Here is an 18,366-nt window from a genome sequence, read left to right on the forward strand (position 1 = left end):
CCTCCGCGTTATGTGTAGTGTGCCGTACGACCGATTCGTCATTGTCGATTGTCAGACATCTTGCGTATCCAGAAGATACCAGGATATCCGTGGCAGTCCGCCAGTCGCAGAAATGTGCTGTTTGTCAAAAATCAGGCGCTGCTGCCAACGAATGTCAAAGGGATTGGGAGGTCCAGTTATGGTACAGGCGATCAAGTCGTCGGTTGCATCGCGTCGCCACCTCTTGGGGGCGGGCGCCGGCCTCGTTGGCGGTGCGCTGCTGCAGGCCGGTTTGCCGCGCGGCGCGTTCGCGGCCAATGACCCGCCACTCGGCGACTATCCCGCTGCGGTCTCCGGCGCCACGGTTTTCGTCGGGATCTGCCTGCCGCGAACCGGCACCTACGCGGTGCCGGGCGAGGATGAGCTGAAGGGATACCAACTGGCGATTGAACACCTCAACAAAGGCGACGCGCTGATTCGCCAGATTTCACCGAACACCACCAAAGGGGTCCTGGGAAAGCAGGTGAGGCACGGCGTTGCCGACTCCGAAGCGAAACCGAACGCCGCCGTCCAGGCGCAGTCACGCTTCATCAGCGAGGACAAGGCGATCATGATCACCGGGTCGGTGTCATCCGCCGTCGCCGTCGCCATCAACAAGCTCGCGCAACGGGAAAAGGTGATCTACCTGCCGGGCATCTCCGGTTCCAACGATACCACCGGCAAAGACTGTTCGCGGTACTCCTTCCGCCAATGCTTCTACGCCTATACGGCGGCCAACGCACTGAGTCCCGTGCTCATCAAGTCGCTCGGCAAGGGCAAGAAAATCGCCTTTCTTACGCCGGACTACACCTACGGCCACACCGTGCGGCAGTCGATGCAGGAATTCCTTGGTAAGGGCGGCTGGACGGTGGCAACCAACCAGGTGTGCCCACTGGGCAGTTCTGATTTCAGTTCCTACTTGCTGAATATCGCCAACAGCGGGGCTGATGTCTTCGTCAACATCAATTTTGGCAATGACGCCGTGCAATCGATCAAGCAAGCCAAGCAGTTCGGCGTACTGGACAAGATGACGCTCGTGGTGCCCTACAACACGCCGTTCCTGGCGAAGGATGTCGGGTCGGACCTCATGCAGGGCGTTTACGCGGCGACGGACTTCTGGTGGACCCTGGAGGATCGTTTCCCAATCGCCAAGGGATTTGTCGAGGCGTTCGACAAGGCTTATGGCTACAAGCCGGAGTGGGGCGCCAATTCAGCCTACATGCAGGTTGCGATGTGGGCGGATGCGGTGGAGCGGGCAAGGACATTCTATCCGGTCGATGTCATCAAGGCGTATGAGGCCGGCAAACATATTCAATCCACGGTCGGCGAGGTCTGGTTTCGTGCCGCGGACCACCAGCTCGTGCGTCCGGTAATCATTGAGCGTGGCAAGAAGAAGAGCGACATGAAGGGCCCGGACGACTACTACGATGTACTGGAAGTGGTGGCCGGAGAGAACCTGATGCAGCCGGCTGACGCGTTCGGCTGCCACCTGGGTCCCTACACCTGACGGCCGGCGGGGGGAACGCGCCGCCGGTTAGGCAGCGGCCGGAAACCGCGGATAGGTCGTTCAGGGCCGATACTGTCACCGGGGATTCCTGCCGAGATGCCGGCCGAACCGGCGGCTGGACGCTGGCGCGCTGGGTTCTGGCCGGCCGCCGCGTGCATCCCGCCTACACCCGCGCTAAAGGACGTAGCGAAAGGACCCGCTGATGCCCGATAGCGCCGCACCCAATACCGCCCCGACCGACACCGACCGGGCCGGCGTCCCCACTGCCGTGCTCGACACCATCCGAACCATCGTCGGCGACCGCGGCATCCTGACCGAACCCACCGATACCGCGCCATACGCAGAGGACTGGCGCCGGCTCTACCAAGGCCGCGCCAGTGCGGTCATCCGGCCCGGCACGACAGCGGAACTCGCCGCCGTGGTCGCGCTGTGCGCCCGCTCCGGCACGCCGATCGTGCCGCAAGGCGGCAACACATCCATGGTCGGCGGCGCCGTGCCGAACGAGGACGGCTCCGAACTGATCCTTTCCACCGTTCGGCTGAACCGCATCCGCGACCTCGATGCCGCCGACCTGACGCTGACGATCGAGGCCGGTGTCACCCTGAAAGCCGCCCAACTCGCCGCCGCAGAACAAGGCTGCCTGCTGCCGCTCTCGATCTCCTCGGAAGGCAGCGCGCAAATCGGTGGCGTGCTGGCAACCAATGCCGGCGGCAACAATACCGTGCGCTATGGCAATGCCCGCGACCTCGTGCTGGGTCTGGAAGTGGTGCTGCCCGACGGCACGGTGTGGAACGGGCTGCGCCGGTTGCGCAAGGACAACACCGGATACTGCCTGCGGCAATTGTTCGTCGGCTCCGAGGGCACGCTGGGTGTCATCACCGCCGCTGTGATGAAGCTGGCGCCGCAACCGAAAGAGACCGCGGTCGCACTGTGCGGCGTGAACTCGGCGGAGGCGGCGCTGTCGTTATTTACCCGTTTCCAGGCCCATGACGCCGCCTCGATCAGCGCTTTCGAACTGATGTCCGGCCTCGGCATGTCGTTCGTGGTCAAGCACATTCCCGGCGCCGTGCTGCCGCTGGAGACCCCCGCGCCATTCTACGTGCTGGTCGAACTCGCCTCGCCCCGCCCGGGCGCTGGCCTGCGCGACATGATGGAACAGATCCTGGAGCGGGCGCTGGGCGACGACATTCTCAACGACGCCGCGATCGCCGAATCCGACGCCCAGCGCGCCGCGATCTGGCGGCTGCGCGAGGAACACTCCGAGGCGCAGAAGCGCGAAGGCGCCAGCGTCAAGAACGATGTCTCGGTGCCGGTATCGAAAGTTCCGGGCTTCATCCGCCAAGCCACCGCCGCCTGCGAGGCGCTGCTGCCCGGTGTCCGGGTGGTTCCGTTCGGCCATATCGGCGACGGCAACATTCACTTCAATCTCGAGCAGCCGGTCGGGTCCGAAGCGGCATGGTTCCTGGCCCAGGACCACGTCATAATGGACGCGGTGAACCAGGTGGTGCGCGAATACGACGGCAGCTTTTCGGCCGAACACGGCATCGGCCGGCTGAAGCCATACATGATGCCGGATTGGCGCGGCGGCACCGAACTGGCGCTGATGCAGCGGATCAAGGCAGCGATCGATCCGGGCGGCATCATGAACCCCGGCAAGTTGCTGCCCTAAGGGCGCCCTCCATCGACTCCGGCATTATTGACGCCTAGTGTCACAAATCTGAGCCTCGTCGCCTGACTCCGCAGAAAGAGAATAACCAGAGCACTGAAAACAAACGATCAAAGTCCATCGGCTGGGAGTTTTGGTCGCGATCGCCGAGCGCGGACGCGGGAAACCGGCAGGCTCATCTGGGGCGGTCACATTGCCAAACCATAGCCAGCCGCCACCCTGGCGTAACGTTCCCGCACCCCCACATTCTGGGGATCATCGAAGGACCGCCCGTGACCCAGGCCTGGCTGAACCGGATCACCACCGCGGTCCCACCGCACGACATTCACGAAGCCTTTGTCGAATTTGGCCGCGACACGGTTGCCGACTGGCACAAGCGCGCGCTGTTCGACCGCATGGCCAAACTGTCCGATATCGAGCACCGCTATGCGATCTTCGAACCGGGGCCACGGCCGCGCGACAAGATCCTCGACGTCACCGGCTTCTACCGCCGCGGCGCCTTCCCCTCGACCGCCGCCCGCATGGCGCTGTATCAGCCGCACGCGCTCGATCTGGCGATGACGGCGTTTCGCAAGCTGGACGTCGATCCGAACGCGATCACCCACCTGATCGTCGCCAGTTGCACCGGATTCACCGCCCCGGGCCTGGATTTCCAGATCATGCGGGCAGCCGGTCTGCCCGATGCCACGCAGCGCACCATCGTCGGCTTCATGGGCTGCTTCGCCGCGGTCAATGTACTGAAGCTGGCCGATCAGATCGTGCGCGCCGACCCTGCGTCCCGCGTGCTGGTGGTCAATCTGGAGCTGTGCAGCCTGCATTTGCAGGAAGACTTCCAAGACCTGCCGAAAATGCTCAGTTTCATGCTGTTCGCCGACGGCGCCTCGGCCGCGCTGGTCAGCGCCGACCCGACCGGGATCGCCCTCGGACGGTTCCAGGCCGCCATCATCCCGCGCAGCCACGACCTGATCACCTGGGACATCGGCAACGACGGATTCGAGATGCACCTGTCGGGCCAGGTGCCCGGCCGCATCCGCCGCTGGCTGCCGGAACATGGCGTCGCATTGCTGCCGCCCGATCCGCCCCAACTGTGGGCGGTCCATGCCGGCGGCCGATCGATCCTCAACTCGGTGCAGCAAGGGCTGTGTCTGGGTCCCGACGCGCTGCGCCATTCGCGTGCGGTGCTGCGCAACTACGGCAACATGTCCTCGGCCACGTTGATGTTCGTGCTGCACAGCATTTTGCTCGACGCGGACGCGCGCGGCACCGGCATGGCGATGGCCTTCGGGCCCGGCCTCTCGGTCGAGAGCTTCGGCTTCAGCCGACCGTGAACCGAGCCCGATGAATCTGCTCCGATGACCCTGATCCGGCCGATGGGGCTGGCCCAGCGCAGCACGCAGCCGGAGCGGATGGATACCGACTGCGCCGACTTCGAAGACTACCGGCGCTGCCTGCGCGACCTGTCCAGGGTCAATGTCGTGACCCTGACGCACCGCCCGATGCTGTCCTGGTTGGGCAAGCGCGCCAACAATGATTTCTCGGTGTTGGACATCGCCTGCGGCCACGGAGACGCACTGCGCAAGATCCGCTCGCGCTTCCCGCATGCCCGGCTGACCGGCATCGACCTCAACCCCTGGGCCACCGCGGCGGCGCGGGACGCGGCCGGGGACGCGGCCGGCATCGAGTTCATCAACGGCGACGCCTTCGCCTATCGACCGGAGCACAAATTCGACTTCATCATCACCTCGCAGTTCACTCACCACCTGACCGATGACCAGGTGGTCAGCTTCCTGCGCTGGCTGCCCGACAACGCCGCCAGAGGCTGGTTCATCAGCGATCTGCACCGCCACGTGCTGCCGTACTACGGTTTCCCACTGCTCGCCCGGATCGCGCGGTGGCACCGGTTCGTGCGTGAGGACGGCCAGATCTCCATCGCCAGGTCGTTCATCCGCGCCGAGTGGGAGGGGTTGCTGCGTCGCGCCGGCATCACCGAACAACAGGCGAAGATCGCCTGGTACGTTCCGTTCCGGCTATGCGTCGCGACCCGCTGATCATCGGCGCCGGCCCGGCCGGAACCGCCGCCGCGATCACCTTGGCCCGAGCCGGCTGCTGCCCGATCATGATCGAGCGCGCCAGCGGGCCGACCGACAAGGTGTGCGGCGACTTCCTCAGCATTGACGCAATCCGGCGCGCCCAGGCACTCGGGGTCGATCCCGCTTCGCTCGGCGCCGCCCCGATCCGCTACGTCCGGCTGATCCACCGCGAGCGAGTGGCGCAGGCCGCGCTGCCATTCCCGGCCATGGGCCTGTCGCGCCGCGGCTTCGACGCCGCCCTGCTGCGCCACGCCCAGTCTGTCGGCGCCATCCTGCGCGGCGGCCAAACCGTTCGCCAACTGGCTCGCGAGGTCGCGCCGCCGGCCGCCGCGCCATCGGCGAACGCCGCATTGGCGCGCGTCCCGCTGGCTACATCCCGTCTGGCCACAACTTTTCCGGCAACCGCCCCCGTGGCCGGCGCACCCGAGGCCTTCGCTGTTCTGCGAGCGGGCCGCCTGGACCCAGCCGCTGCGACATGCCAAGCAAACGCGCCGCCAGCAGCCGCCCCGGGCCAGTGGACCGCCCGCACCGCTGACCAGACCGCGTTCAGCGCCGACACCGTCTTCCTGGCGACCGGCAAGCACGACCTGCGCGACCTGCCGCGTCCTCGCACCGATCGCGGCGCGGTCGGCATGAAAATGTATTTCGCCCTCGCGCCCGACGCGGCCCGGATGTTGGGCGACGCCATCGAACTGACCCTGTTCCCCGGCGGCTACGCCGGCATGCAGCCGGTGGAAAATGGCCAGGCCGTGCTCTGCATCGCGATCCAGCGTCAGGCCCTGCTTCGCCATGGCGGCACCTGGGCCACCCTGCTCGTTCGGATCCAGCAGCACAGCCGCCGTTTCAGCGCCCTGCTGGCCGGCGCGCGGGCGCTGCTGGCGCGTCCGCTCGCCATTGCCGGAGTCCCCTACGGCTACCGGTCCGATGCGCTCGCCGCCCCCGGCCTGTTCCGTCTCGGTGACCAGGCCGCGGTGATACCATCGCTGACCGGAGACGGCATGGCCATCGCCCTGCACAGCGGAGCCAGCGCCGCCGAGGCTTGGCTGGCGGGTGCCGACTCGACGGCTTATCATCGTGCCCTGGCACGCACCCTGCGCCGGCAGATGCGGCTGGCCGGCCTGCTGCATCACGCTTGCATGACCGGTTCGGTTCAAGCCGCCATTACCCAGGCGGCTGCGTTGTTTCCCGCGCTGCTGCATCAGGCGGCGAATCGCACCCGCCTCGCCTCGCCACAAGCGCCGTCGGGTCAGCCTACGGGGGCATGAACAAAAGTCGGGTTGCATCGCGCCCGAGCCTGCCGCAGAAAGCCGCCATGCGCTCCGGCAAGATGCTCACCCGGCTCGATTTCTACATATTCCGTCAGGTGCTCGTCGCGCTGTTCGTGGCGACCGGCGGGCTCACCGCGCTGATCTGGCTGACCCAGTCGCTGCGCTTCGTCGACCTGGTCGTCAACCGAGGCCTCTCACTGGTGGTTTTCCTGCATCTCACCAGCCTGCTGATCCCCAGCTTCATCGCCGTCATCCTGCCGATCACCACCTATGTGGTGATCCAGTTCACCTATCAGCGGATGGCGACCGACCGGGAGTTGACGGTGATGCGCTCCGCCGGGCTGTCGCCCTGGGCGCTGGCGCGCCCCGCCCTCGCGGTGGCGCTGCTGGCGACCATCGCCGGCTATAGCCTCAGCCTTTGGGCAGTGCCGGCATCGCTGAACGATTTCAAGCAATTCCAGTGGGAAATCCGCAACCGGCTCGCCGCCTTCCTGCTACAGGATGGCGTGTTCACCCCGCTATCGGACAAGCTGACCGTCTATATCCGCTCGCGCGACCCGGACGGCACCTTGCACGGCGTGCTGGTCGATGACGCACGCAATCCCAACGCTCACGCCACCATCCTGGCGGAGCGTGGGCGACTGATCGACGGCCCGTCGGGTCCGCGCGTGCTGCTGATGGACGGCAGTCGCCAGGAGATCGACCACCAGTCCGGCCGGCTCGACATGCTGACCTTCAAGCAGAACGAGATCGACCTCGCCGACGCCACCAAGGACGAAGGCGCCCGCCCGCCCGATATGTCGGAAGTGCCGCTCGGCGACCTGCTGAACCCGCATCCGTATTTCGCGCGTGACCGGTCGAAATGGCTGGCCGAGGGCCACAAACGACTGAGCGCGCCGCTGACCACGCTGTCGTATGCCATGGTCGGTCTATTCTCGGCGCTGGGCGGGATCTTCCGGCGTCATGGCGGCATCGCCCGGCCGCTGGTCACGGTCGGCGTCATGGTCCTGCTGTTGGCGTTTGGCCTGGCTTTCGGCACGCTGGGCGCGCGCGACAACAACCTGCTGTTCCTGATGTGGCTGCACGCCACGGTACCGGGCCTGATTTGTGCGTGGCTACTGTTTGGGCCGCCGATCCGGCTGTTTCAGCCGCAGCCGGCGGAAGCCTGATCGATGACCGCCGCGGTCACGCTCTCGCTCTATATCGTGCGTCAGTTCGCGTTCTCCGTGCTCGGTATGCTGCTGGCGCTGTCCGGCCTGGTGTCGATGTTCGATTTCATCGAGCTGTTGCGCCGATCGGCCAGCCACCCCGATGTCAGCTTCGGCACGGTCAGCCAGATCGCCGCGCTGCGGCTGCCGTATGAGGCGATGCAGATCCTGCCGTTCGCAGTGCTGCTTGGCGGCATACTTTGCTTCTGGCGGCTAACCCGCTCGTCCGAGCTCATTGTCGCCCGCGCCGCCGGCGTCTCGGCGTGGGAGTTCCTGACCGCGCCGACCCTTTGCGCGGTGCTGTTCGGCGTCATCGCCACCGCCCTGGTCAGCCCGGTGTCATCGGTGATGCTGGCCAAGGCGGAGGCGATGGACAACACCTATCTCAGCACCGGCGGCGGCCCGCTGGCGCTGAACGGCGGTCAGCTCTGGCTGCGCCAGTCGGACCGCCAGAGCTCGCCGAAAGGCGTCGCCATCATCCATGCCCAGCAGGTTGAACTACATCACCGCCAGCTCACCGCGCAGCGCGTCAGCGTGTTCCGCCTGGACGGGTCGGACAAGCTGCTCAGCCGCATCGAGGCGACCAGTGCCACGCTGGGCCCGGGCCACTGGGAGTTGGAGAACGCCCGTTCGATCCGGCCCGAGCAGTTGCCTGAGCCGCCCCGGCTGATCAACCTGCCGACCGACCTGACGGTCAGCCGGGTGCAGGAGAGCTTCGCCTCGCCCGATACGCTGTCGTTCTGGGCGCTGCCCGGGTTCATCGCCCTGCTCGACCGGTCCGGTTTCTCGTCAGTGCGCCACCGGTTGCATTTCCAGGCACTGCTTGCGCTGCCGTTGCTGGCGGCGACGATGACGCTGGTTTCCGCCGGGTTTTCCATGCGCCCGGCGCGGCGCGGCGGCGTGGCGCAGATGATCGCCAGCGGCGTGGCGGCCGGTTTCGCGCTGTTCGTGGTTTCGAAGATCGCCGAGCAGATCGGCCAGTCCGGCGCGCTGCCAGTGGTGCTGGCGGCCTGGGCGCCGGCTGCGTCGGGCCTTATGCTCGCCGTTGCCCTGCTGCTGCATACGGAGGACGGCTGAGAATGCATCGCGTGCGGCATTCCGAACCACGGCCCGTCCTGACCAGAGTCTGGCGTATCCAAACCCGGCGCAACCAAGCCTGGCGCAACCTGCACCGCCCAGAAAACTCGGTCTGGTGGGTCCTCGCATTGTGCGCCGTGCTTGGATTCGTCGGCTTGCAACCGGCTCACGCCCAGTTCGGCGCGCTCAACACCAATCCGTCTAGCCACCAGGTAAACCGCAACGAACCGGTCACCTTCACAGCCGATCAGGTGGATTACGACAAGGACAAATCCCTGGTCACCGCGACCGGGCATGTCGAAGCCTGGCAGAACGGGCACGTGCTGCGCGCCGACAAGATTACCTTCGACCGCAACAGCGGCGTCGCCGCCGCCACCGGCCACGTGGTGCTGCTGGAACCCGACGGTGAGGTGCTTTTCGCCGACTATGCCGAGCTGCAGAACAACATGAACGACGGCATCCTTAAGGATATGCGCGCGCTGTTGCAGCAGAACGGCAAGCTGGCGGCGAATGGCGTGCAGCGCACCGGCGGGCAGATCAACGAGCTTTCCAAGGCGGTCTACACGACCTGCAACCTGTGCGCCAAGGATCCCACCCGTCCGCCGCTGTGGCAAATCCGCGCCACGTCGATCGTGCAGGACCTGGAGCACAAGAAGATCGAGTACCACGACGCCACTTTGCAGATGTTCGGCATTCCGGTGGCCTACTTCCCGTATTTCTGGACCGCCGATCCGTCGGTGAAACGGGAATCCGGCATTCTGCCGCCGCTGCTCGGCACTTCGTCCAACATCGGCGCATTCTTCGGTCAGCCGTATTACCAGGTGATCGACGATCAGTCCGACGCGACCTTCATCCCGATGATGACGACCGAGGCCGGCCCGCAGCTCGATATCGAGTATCGCCGCAAGTTCAACGATGGCTCGCTGCTGGTGAACGGGTCGGGTGGCTACATCGATGGCTCGCCGCAGGGCTCGTTCGTGACCAACGGCCGGTTCGCCTATGATGATACCTGGCGCTGGGGTTTCAGCGTCAACCGAGCCTCCTCGGCCGACTATGTGCGTGACTTCCACCTGACCGAGGGGCTGACCGGCGATCAGAACGTGCTGATCAGTCAGTTCTACATCGAGGGCTTCGGCCAGGGCTCGTATGCCCGCCTGGACTCGAAATTCTACCAGGCGCTGAACCAGGCGATCAACAGCAGCGCGCTGCCGACCGTGCTGCCGCGCTATCAATACAATTTCGTCGGCACGCCGGATTCGCTGGGCGGCCGCTTCTCGCTATCCACCGGCGCCTTCAACGTGATCCGCAGCAGCGGCACCAGCACCCGCCGCGGTGCGCTGACGATGGACTACGAACGGCCATTCTCGGGCTTGCTGGGCGACCGCTGGAAGGTCACCCTGCACGCCGACGCCGCTGCCTACGATGCAACCGATTTCAACGGGATCCCGAATTTCGCCAACGACCACAGTGTCGGCACTGCGCGTGCTCTGCCGCAGGCGGCGGTAGATTTCCGCTGGCCGTTCGCTCGCAACAGCGGCGCCTGGGGTACCCAGATCATTGAGCCGATCGCCCAGATGGTCATCGCGCCGCAGACCGGTGACAGCCAGTTGCGGCAGATCCCGAACGAGGACAGCCTGGATTTCGAATTCACCGACGCCAATCTGTTCGGCTTCAACCGCTTTCCGGGAATCGATCGGCTGGATGGCGGGGTGCGCGCCAATGTCGGGCTGCACGGTGCGTGGTATCTGGGGGGCACCACCTTCGACGGCCTTGTCGGGCAATCCTATCGGACCGAGAAAGATAGCCTGTTCCCCGAAGCATCTGGTCTGCACGATCAGGTTTCCGACGTCGTCGCCCGCGGCACCTTCACGCCCACAAAGTGGCTCGACCTGACCTATCGCACCCGGCTCGACAAGGACTCGCTGGCAACCCGTTTCGCCGATGCCGTGGGCACCGCCGGGGTGGATCGGCTGCGGGTTTCGGCCGGCTACATCTACACCACGTTCGATCCGTACACCTTCTACGATCAGCCACAGCCGCCTCCGATCGGCAACAATTACTACTTTCCGCGCAATGAGATCACGCTGGGCGCATCGTCCAAGTGGGGGAACTACCGCGTCAGCGGAGACGTCCGCCGCGACCTCGCGACCAACCGCATGGTCTCGGTCGCGGGCGACGCGATCTACGAGGACGAGTGCTTCATCTTTGATCTGCGGCTGTACCGCCGCTATACCAGCATCAATGGCGATAGCGGCAGTACCACCGTGCTGTTCCTGTTGACCTTCAAGACGATCGGCCAATTCGGCTATCGCGCCCTGTAGGGAGTGCCTGACATGCCGACCCTTCGCCGCGGCCACATCCCCCTGGCTGTTCCGGGCGCGCTCGCGCTGCTGATGGCTTGCTCGACCGGCGCGCTGGGTGCGGCGCCGGCGAAAGCGGTGAAACCGAACCCTTCGGCCGCCAGTTCGCCGACCGACCAGAAGATGGCGGATACCAGCCGGATCGCCGCCGTGGTCAACGGCGACGTCATCAGCGAGGCCGATATCTCCAATCGTGCCCGACTGTTTGCGCTGTCCACCGGAATGGGGCTGTCACCGGACGTGATCGACCGGTTGCGACCGCAGATCCTGCGCCAACTGATCGACGAGCGACTGCGCGTGCAGGAAGCCCAGCGGCGCAAGATCGTCATCCAGGACGCCCAAATCGCCGCCGCGATCAAGGACATCGAGTCCCGCAACAACATGCAGCCCGGCGCGCTGCGGGCGAAGCTGGCCTCCGACGGGGTCAGCGCGCGCACCCTGATCGACCAGATCCGCGCCCAGCTTGCCTGGTCGCAAATGCTGCGTCAGATCGTCTCGGAACGGCTCGACGTGACCGAGGCCGACGTGACCGAACAACAGAAACTAGCGGCCCAGCAAGTCGGACGGCCGGAATATCAGGTGGCCGAGATCTTCATTCCGGTCGATGATCCGGCCAATAGCGCCGACGCGCAGCGTTTCGCCGAGACGGTGATCTCAGAACTTCATAAGGGGGCGGCGTTTTCCGTGGTGGCGGCCCAGTTCAGCCAGGCCGAGTCGGCGTTGGAGGGTGGTGAACTCGGCTGGGTGCAGACTAACCAGCTTGACCCCGCCGTCGCCCGCATCGTCACCCAGATGCCGGTCGGCGCGATCAGCAATCCGGTCCGCGTGCCGGGTGGATTTTCCGTTGTCATGTTGCAGGCGAAACGGGAAATCGGCAACGAGATGGCGACCATGGTGACCCTGCGCCAGGCCTTCATGGCCTTCACCACGCCACTGACCGATCCGCAGAACCCAACTGAGCAGCAGCGCCAGGCGCTGAACAAGGCGCGCTCCCTCGGTGCCACGGTGAAGAGCTGCGACCAGATGGACGCGGCGGCGAAGGCCAACAACTCACCCAACCATCCGGCCGATCCGGGTGAGGTTCGGGTCGAAGGCGTCAATCCCCCGGCGTTCCGCAAGCTGCTGGAGACCATTCCGCTGGGCAAACCCACCGAACCGCTGATTTCACGCGACGGCATCGCGGTGATCACGGTCTGCACCCGCGAGCAGAAAAACCTCGGCGCCATCACGCCAGAGGAAATCCGGCACCGCCTGATCCAGGAGCGGATCGAGATGCTGTCGCGCCAGACCATGCGCGACCTGCGTCGCAAGGCGACGATCGACGAGCGTGATCACCCGGTCTGAGCCGAGTTTCACCACTGTTGGCTCACCTGCCGCCGTTGCGCGAGGTGATCGCCCGTCACGGCCTTGCCGCCCGGCATTCACTGGGCCAGCATTTTCTGCTCGATGCCAATCTGACCGACCGCATCGTACGCCACGCCGGTGATCTGGCGGGCCGTCATGTGATCGAGGTCGGGCCCGGGCCGGGCGGACTGACCCGATCCCTGTTGGCGTCCGCCGCCGCCAGCATCACCGCGATCGAACTGGACCGGCGCGCGATCGGCGCGCTGTGCGAACTGGCGGCGGCCACCGGTCCCCGGTTGCGTGTGATCGAGGGTGATGCGATGGCGATCGAGGCCGCATCCCTGGTTGCTTCGCCGCGCCAGGTGATCGCCAACCTGCCCTACAACATCGCCTCGCCGCTGCTTATCCGCTGGCTGCGTCGCGCCGCTTCGTTCGAGCGGCTGACCCTGATGTTCCAGCAGGAAGTGGCGGAGCGGATTTGCGCGGCCGTAGGCACCGCCGCCTACGGGCGGCTGTCTGTGCTGACGCAGTGGACCTGCGAGGCTCGCATCGTCATGCGGCTGCCGTCCGAGGCTTTCACCCCGCCGCCGAAGGTCGCCTCGGCGGTGGTTAGCCTGACGCCGCGCCCGACGCAGCCGGACCCCGGCCGCTTTGCCGCCATGGAGTCGCTGACCGCCGCCGCTTTCGGGCAGCGCCGCAAGATGCTGCGCGGATCGTTGCGCGCGCTTGGTGGAGAAGCGCTGCTGGCGCGGGCTGGCATTGCGCCCGAGCGGCGCGCCGAGACGCTTTCGCTGGCCGAGTTCGATCGGCTGGTCGGGCTGACCGCCGGCCAGCGCTGACGGAAAATGGTTGCGTGGTCGTCGGTGCCGGCCAGGGCGGAGGCGGAGGCGCTCTTACCGACTTGGCACTTGCGGTTAGCCGATCTCGATCACCGCGTCGGCGGCAAACGCGCCCTGCCCTTCCGGCATCGCGAAAACCGGATTCAGATCGATCGATTGCAATCGATCGCCGGCAGCGACAGCGAACCCCGACAGCCGCGAGAGCATCTCGGCCAGCGCCTTCACATCGGCTGGCTGGCGCCCGCGCGCGCCCAGCAGCAACGGTGCGCCCTTGATCGAGCGGATCATCGTCTCCGCCACGTCGGTGCCGAACGGGCAGCGGCGGAAAACGACATCCTTCAGTATTTCGACGAAGATTCCGCCCAGGCCGAACATCGCCATCGGCCCGAACACCGGATCGCGGTGAATACCCAGGATGCACTCGACGCCGCCTTGCAACTGTTTCGCCACCAGCACGCCCTCGATCCTCGCGGTGGGCGCCGACGCCTTGGCTCGCTGCAGCAGCACCGCGTGGCCGGCACGCACCGCCTGCGCGTCAGCCAGGTCCAGCAGCACACCACCGATTTCCGATTTGTGCATGATGTCGGGCGAAAGGATTTTCATCACCACCGGAAAGCCGAAACGCTCCGCAGCCGAAACCGCTTCGTCCGCGGTCGCGCACGGAGCCTCCGGAGCCGAGGCGATGCAGGCGCTGCCGAGCAATCGCTTGGCCTCGGCTTCCGATGGTGTCAGAGCCGGCAGGGTGACCGGTCCTATCGCCGGCGCCGCGTTGCGGGGCTTGCCGGCAAACGCGGCACCGTAACGACCCATCGCATCGATCGCAGTGACGGCCCGCGTCGGGTCCTCGTGTACCACCCAGCCATCGGCCTCCAACTCATCGCGTCGTTCCGGCGGCACGATGACAGACAGCACATACAACCGGCCAGGGTTCTCCACCCGCACCAGGTTCAGCTGCTCGCGGATCTGCGGCCAGCGACGCGACGAGGCGGTCATGCTGAAGAACCCCAGCACCGAACTATAGCCGCCTTCCCGCACCATCGACTCGGTAAAGGTCTTGACCAACGTCACGTCATTCGAAACCTGCGCGGTGGCGTCCACTGGGTTCCGAGGCGCGCAGAACGGCACCAGTGAACGCAACTTCCGCTGTGCCTCGGCTGGCATTTCCGGCATCGCCAGGCCAAGACTCTCGGCGACATCGCTGATCAGCACACCTGCGCCACCGGAAACCGTAATCACGCCGAGGGTATTCCCCACCGGATAGATTTTGCGCGTCGCGGTGTGGGCAATGTCCAGCATCTCCTCGCTGTTACGTGCGCGGAATACTCCAAATTCCGCCATCACCGCCTCGGTGACGGCATCATCGCCGGCGATCGAAGCGGTGTGCGACTTCGCCGCCTTGGTCCCCAATTCGCTGCGCCCGACCTTCTGCATCACGACTGGTTTCTTCGCCGCATGGGCGGCTTCCAGGGCGGCGATCAGTCCGGGCGCTTCGCGGATGCCCTCGGCATAGACCGCGATCACATCGACTTCGGGGTTTTCCGCCAGCCAACCGATACATTCGCCAACCGTGACGTCGCCCTCGTTACCGGTCATTACGCAAAGCGAGGCGCCGATGCCGCGGTTGCGGGCCAGCGTGTAGAGATGCGTGCCATAGGCGCCGGACTGACTGGCAATGCCGATCCGTCCCAGCACCGGCCATCCGCTGTCGAAGGACGACGAAAACGTTGCATAGTACGATTGCCTGGCGTCGAACACGCCCAGACAGTTCGGCCCGAGAATACGCATCCCCGCCGCCCGTGCCGTCGCCACCATCTTGGCCTGGGCAGCCGCCCCGGCATCATCCATCTCGGCAAAGCCGGCGGTGAACATTACCACGGCTTTGGTGCCGCGCTTCGCAAGGTCGTCGATCGCGCCAGCGGCCAGTTCAGCCGGCACCGCAACGATCGCCACATCCGGTGTCTCGGGCAGGTCGGCCACCGACGGATAGGCCTTCAGTCCCTGGATTTCCGACCGGTTTGGATTGACCGGATACAGCGCGCCAGGAAAATCCTGTGCCCGCATATAGGCGATCGGCCGCCCGCCAATGCGCGTCGGATCCGAGGATGCGCCAAGGACGGCAACGGAACGAGGCGCCAGAAGCGGCGTCAGCGCGGCAAATCGAGACATGATGATGAACGGTTCCCCAGTTTCTGTGGCGCGGCGTTACCTTGCCGCCCATTCATCGTGGACCCAGCGTCATCCTATCGCAACAGCAAGGCGCCCGGGAGCAAAACGCGCGCGCACCAGACTTGAAAATCCCGGCCGATACTCCAATTCGTGGCTCAATAGATCCGGGCCCCTCTGACGAGGACGACAACATGGTGTTGTCCAACCTCGTGATGTCGGATCGCCGTGTTCCACGTTGGTGTGGTGGAAGCGGTTGATCCGTGGGCCCGATGATCTCGCCAACCCCCCCGATCAACCAACCCATCACAGTCGGCGCGACACGGTCCCTGCAACAAGGAGCCGTGGCATTGCCTGTTCGTATCCAAGATCAAGCCATGATGAGTGACGCTGAACGGGACCAGGAGCGGGAACGCCGCCTGGACCTGCTGATCCGGCGCCTGCCGGAACGATTTCAGCACGTGGTTCGCTGGTTGCGCCGGCCATCGGCAAAATGGCTGCGAATCCCGGCCGGCGTGCTGCTGATCATCGGCAGCATCTTCAGCATCCTGCCGATCCTCGGCCTATGGATGTTGCCGCTTGGCATTGTGCTGCTGGCCGATGACGTTCCGATGTTACGACGCGTCACCGATCGCGTCCTGGAATGGATCGAGCGCCGCCGACCTCACTGGATGGGCGCTTTGCGCCCAACTCCCGATAGAAAGGAAGTCCGATGAATATCGACGCCTACACCAGCCGAGCGACCGGCCCTGCTGGAATTGGCGGGCCGGCCATCGACGCCGGGCTGCGCCGCTACATGCTGTCGGTCTACAACTATATGGCCGCCGGCGTCGGCCTGACCGGATTGGTCGCCTACCTCGCCACCGCCACCGGCTTCTACCAGCAGATCGCAGGAACTCCGCTGATCTGGCTGGTCATGCTGGCCCCACTGGCCGCGGTGCTGTTTCTGAGTTTACGCATCGACCGCATGAGCTTCGCCACCGCGCAAGCGGTATTCTGGGCCTATTCGGGCCTGGTGGGGCTATCGCTTGCCGGCATCCTGCTGGCCTATACCGGGACCAGCATCGCTCGCGTCTTCTTCATCAGCGCCGGGACGTTCGCCGCGATGAGTCTTTACGGATACTCGACAGGTAGAGACCTGTCGCGCCTCGGGTCATTCCTGTTCATGGGCCTGATCGGCATCGTCCTGGCGAGCGTGGTGAATATCTTCGTCGCATCCAGCATGCTGCACTTCGTCACCTCGATTATCGGCGTGCTGGTTTTCACCGGGCTGACCGCGTACGACACGCAGCGCATCAAGCAGCTTTACTACGCCGGCGGCATGGGCGACTTGGCGAAAACCGCGCTAATGGGAGCGCTGACATTGTACCTCGACGCCATCAACCTGTTCGTCATGCTGCTGAACCTGTCCGGCGATCGCCGTGCCCGCTGATCGGCAGGTCCGGGAACGTCGCGGCTGACTGTCATGGATTGGCTGATGGACCCCGACATCTGGGCAAGTTTCATCACCCTGTCGGCGCTCGAGATCGTCTTGGGCGTCGACAACCTTGTCTTCATCGCGTTACTGGCCGGGCGGCTGCCGCCGGAGCGCCAAGGCAAGGCCCGCACCATCGGCCTTGCCTTGGCACTAGGAACTCGACTTGCGCTGCTTGGGTCGATCGCCTTCATCGTTCACCTTACCGAGCCGGTCGTTTCTTTAGGGGATTGGAATTTCTCCTGGCGCGACCTGGTTCTGCTCGGCGGCGGCGGCTTCCTGATGTTCAAAGGCACGCGGGAGATCCACCTGCGTGTCGAAGGTGAGGACGAGCACGAACCGGCCGCGGGCCGTCAGCCAGGCTTCGTCGCCACCATCGTCCAGATCGTGCTGTTCGATATCGTCTTCTCGCTCGACAGCATCATCACCGCGGTCGGCATCGCCAACGAAATCTGGGTCATGGTCGCAGCTATCGTTGTCGCCATGATGTTGATGCTGGCTGCATCGAACCCGTTGTCGTCGTTCATCGATCGGCACGCCTCGGTGAAGATGCTGGCGCTGTCGTTCCTGTTGCTGATTGGCACGATGCTGATGGCTGACGGCCTCGGATTCCATGTGCCGCGTGGCTATGTCTACGCCGCGATGGGATTCTCCATCATGGTCGAGGCGCTTAATCTGCTGTCGGCGAAACGTCGGCGGATGAAACGGCGTTTCATGCAGCAGAAGCCAAGGGCGCCGAGCATTCTAGATGCCTGAATCATGCAACAGATTTACGCGCCATTTCCGGAGCGCTGCAGTACCAACAGATCCAGCGAAGCCGGCTCGCGTATTCCAGCGATTGTCAGCCCGGCATGCAACTGGCCGCGATGATGCGCCTGGTGATTGAAAAAATGCGCCAGCGCCGGCCCAAGCGCCTGCCGGAACGTGTTTCCCGTCGAATTCTGGTAGGTGATCTCCCGGTCATACTCCCCCAGCCCGGTCACAAACCCGATGATCCGCTCGTCCTCGGCTTGCCGCGCCGCCCGCAGTTCGGAGAAATCCTCATACAAAATCTGGTTCAGGCGCTCCGGTCGCGGGCCGTCATCGGTGAAGCGCCGCATCCAGATGTAATCCGCCACCAGCATATGGTTCAGCGTCCCGTGCAGGCTGCCGAAGAACAGTCCGGCGCCACGTTTGCGTACCTCGTCCGGCAGCGTTGCCGCGTCGTCGTAAACCCGCCGGTTGGCCCAGCGGTTATAGACCGCGAACTGATCGAAATAGGCTTTCAACATCCATCGCTCCGCTTTCCAAGGAGATGCGATCCTGGCGCAAACAACCGACAACAGGTAGTGAGAAGGCGAACCAGCAGCATG

The 18,366-nt window shown here is 65.0% G+C and carries 15 protein-coding genes; 13 read left to right on the top strand and 2 right to left on the bottom strand.

Annotation, left to right across the window (positions count from 1 at the left end):
• Positions 1-223 precede the first annotated feature (223 nt).
• From ACQY4Y_RS22465 to rsmA, 10 genes are all read left to right on the top strand, one after another.
• Positions 224-1,525, top strand: a complete 1,302-nt coding sequence (locus ACQY4Y_RS22465) for a substrate-binding protein (RefSeq protein WP_428492796.1) — start codon at positions 224-226, stop codon at positions 1,523-1,525.
• 202 nt (positions 1,526-1,727) lie between these two features.
• Positions 1,728-3,194 carry an FAD-binding oxidoreductase gene (locus tag ACQY4Y_RS22470; protein WP_428492797.1) on the top strand — a complete coding sequence of 489 codons (1,467 nt, stop codon included), beginning with the start codon at positions 1,728-1,730 and terminating at the stop codon, positions 3,192-3,194.
• Between the two features lie 269 nt (positions 3,195-3,463).
• Complete coding sequence (locus tag ACQY4Y_RS22475) at positions 3,464-4,519, top strand: type III polyketide synthase (RefSeq protein WP_428492798.1); 1,056 nt, start codon at positions 3,464-3,466, stop codon at positions 4,517-4,519.
• 24 nt (positions 4,520-4,543) lie between these two features.
• The gene (locus ACQY4Y_RS22480) at positions 4,544-5,239 is read left to right on the top strand and encodes a methyltransferase domain-containing protein (RefSeq protein ID WP_428492799.1); all 696 of its coding nucleotides are present in this window, start codon (positions 4,544-4,546) and stop codon (positions 5,237-5,239) included.
• On the top strand, positions 5,221-6,546 hold the full coding sequence (locus ACQY4Y_RS22485; protein WP_428492800.1) for an NAD(P)/FAD-dependent oxidoreductase: 1,326 nt from the start codon (positions 5,221-5,223) through the stop codon (positions 6,544-6,546). The genes ACQY4Y_RS22480 and ACQY4Y_RS22485 overlap by 19 nt, the downstream gene beginning before the upstream one ends.
• Positions 6,543-7,718: an LPS export ABC transporter permease LptF gene (lptF, locus tag ACQY4Y_RS22490; protein WP_428492801.1), complete on the top strand. Its 1,176-nt coding sequence runs from the start codon at positions 6,543-6,545 to the stop codon at positions 7,716-7,718. Before ACQY4Y_RS22485 ends, lptF begins: the two co-directional genes overlap by 4 nt.
• Positions 7,719-7,721: 3 nt before the next feature.
• Positions 7,722-8,834 (top strand): LPS export ABC transporter permease LptG, encoded by a 1,113-nt coding sequence (gene lptG, locus ACQY4Y_RS22495; RefSeq protein WP_428492802.1) that lies wholly within the window; start codon positions 7,722-7,724, stop codon positions 8,832-8,834.
• A gap of 155 nt (positions 8,835-8,989) precedes the next feature.
• The gene (locus tag ACQY4Y_RS22500; RefSeq protein WP_428492803.1) at positions 8,990-11,155 is read left to right on the top strand and encodes an LPS-assembly protein LptD; all 2,166 of its coding nucleotides are present in this window, start codon (positions 8,990-8,992) and stop codon (positions 11,153-11,155) included.
• 12 nt (positions 11,156-11,167) lie between these two features.
• The gene (locus tag ACQY4Y_RS22505) at positions 11,168-12,538 is read left to right on the top strand and encodes a peptidylprolyl isomerase (RefSeq protein ID WP_428492804.1); all 1,371 of its coding nucleotides are present in this window, start codon (positions 11,168-11,170) and stop codon (positions 12,536-12,538) included.
• A 17-nt stretch (positions 12,539-12,555) separates the two neighbouring features.
• Entirely contained in the window at positions 12,556-13,377 is an 822-nt protein-coding gene (gene rsmA / locus ACQY4Y_RS22510) for a 16S rRNA (adenine(1518)-N(6)/adenine(1519)-N(6))-dimethyltransferase RsmA (protein WP_428492805.1), read from the top strand.
• A gap of 75 nt (positions 13,378-13,452) precedes the next feature.
• Here rsmA and ACQY4Y_RS22515 read toward each other — a convergent pair whose 3' ends face one another.
• Entirely contained in the window at positions 13,453-15,543 is a 2,091-nt protein-coding gene (locus tag ACQY4Y_RS22515) for an acetate--CoA ligase family protein (protein ID WP_428492806.1), read from the bottom strand.
• A gap of 377 nt (positions 15,544-15,920) precedes the next feature.
• Here ACQY4Y_RS22515 and ACQY4Y_RS22520 point away from each other — a divergent pair, with 377 nt between their 5' ends.
• Genes ACQY4Y_RS22520 through ACQY4Y_RS22530 form a run of 3 tightly spaced genes read left to right on the top strand, consistent with a single transcriptional unit; the run spans position 15,921 to position 17,770 of the window.
• On the top strand, positions 15,921-16,256 hold the full coding sequence (locus ACQY4Y_RS22520) for a hypothetical protein (protein WP_428492807.1): 336 nt from the start codon (positions 15,921-15,923) through the stop codon (positions 16,254-16,256).
• The gene (locus ACQY4Y_RS22525; protein WP_428492808.1) at positions 16,253-16,972 is read left to right on the top strand and encodes a Bax inhibitor-1/YccA family protein; all 720 of its coding nucleotides are present in this window, start codon (positions 16,253-16,255) and stop codon (positions 16,970-16,972) included. Before ACQY4Y_RS22520 ends, ACQY4Y_RS22525 begins: the two co-directional genes overlap by 4 nt.
• A gap of 33 nt (positions 16,973-17,005) precedes the next feature.
• On the top strand, positions 17,006-17,770 hold the full coding sequence (locus ACQY4Y_RS22530; RefSeq protein WP_428492809.1) for a TerC family protein: 765 nt from the start codon (positions 17,006-17,008) through the stop codon (positions 17,768-17,770).
• Positions 17,771-17,784: 14 nt separating this feature from the next.
• Here ACQY4Y_RS22530 and ACQY4Y_RS22535 read toward each other — a convergent pair whose 3' ends face one another.
• Positions 17,785-18,285 (bottom strand): DinB family protein, encoded by a 501-nt coding sequence (locus tag ACQY4Y_RS22535; RefSeq protein WP_428492810.1) that lies wholly within the window; start codon positions 18,283-18,285, stop codon positions 17,785-17,787.
• Positions 18,286-18,366: the final 81 nt, after the last annotated feature.

It is taken from the genome of Rhodopila sp. (genome assembly GCF_965277165.1).
Classification (GTDB): Bacteria; Pseudomonadota; Alphaproteobacteria; order Acetobacterales; family Acetobacteraceae; genus Rhodopila.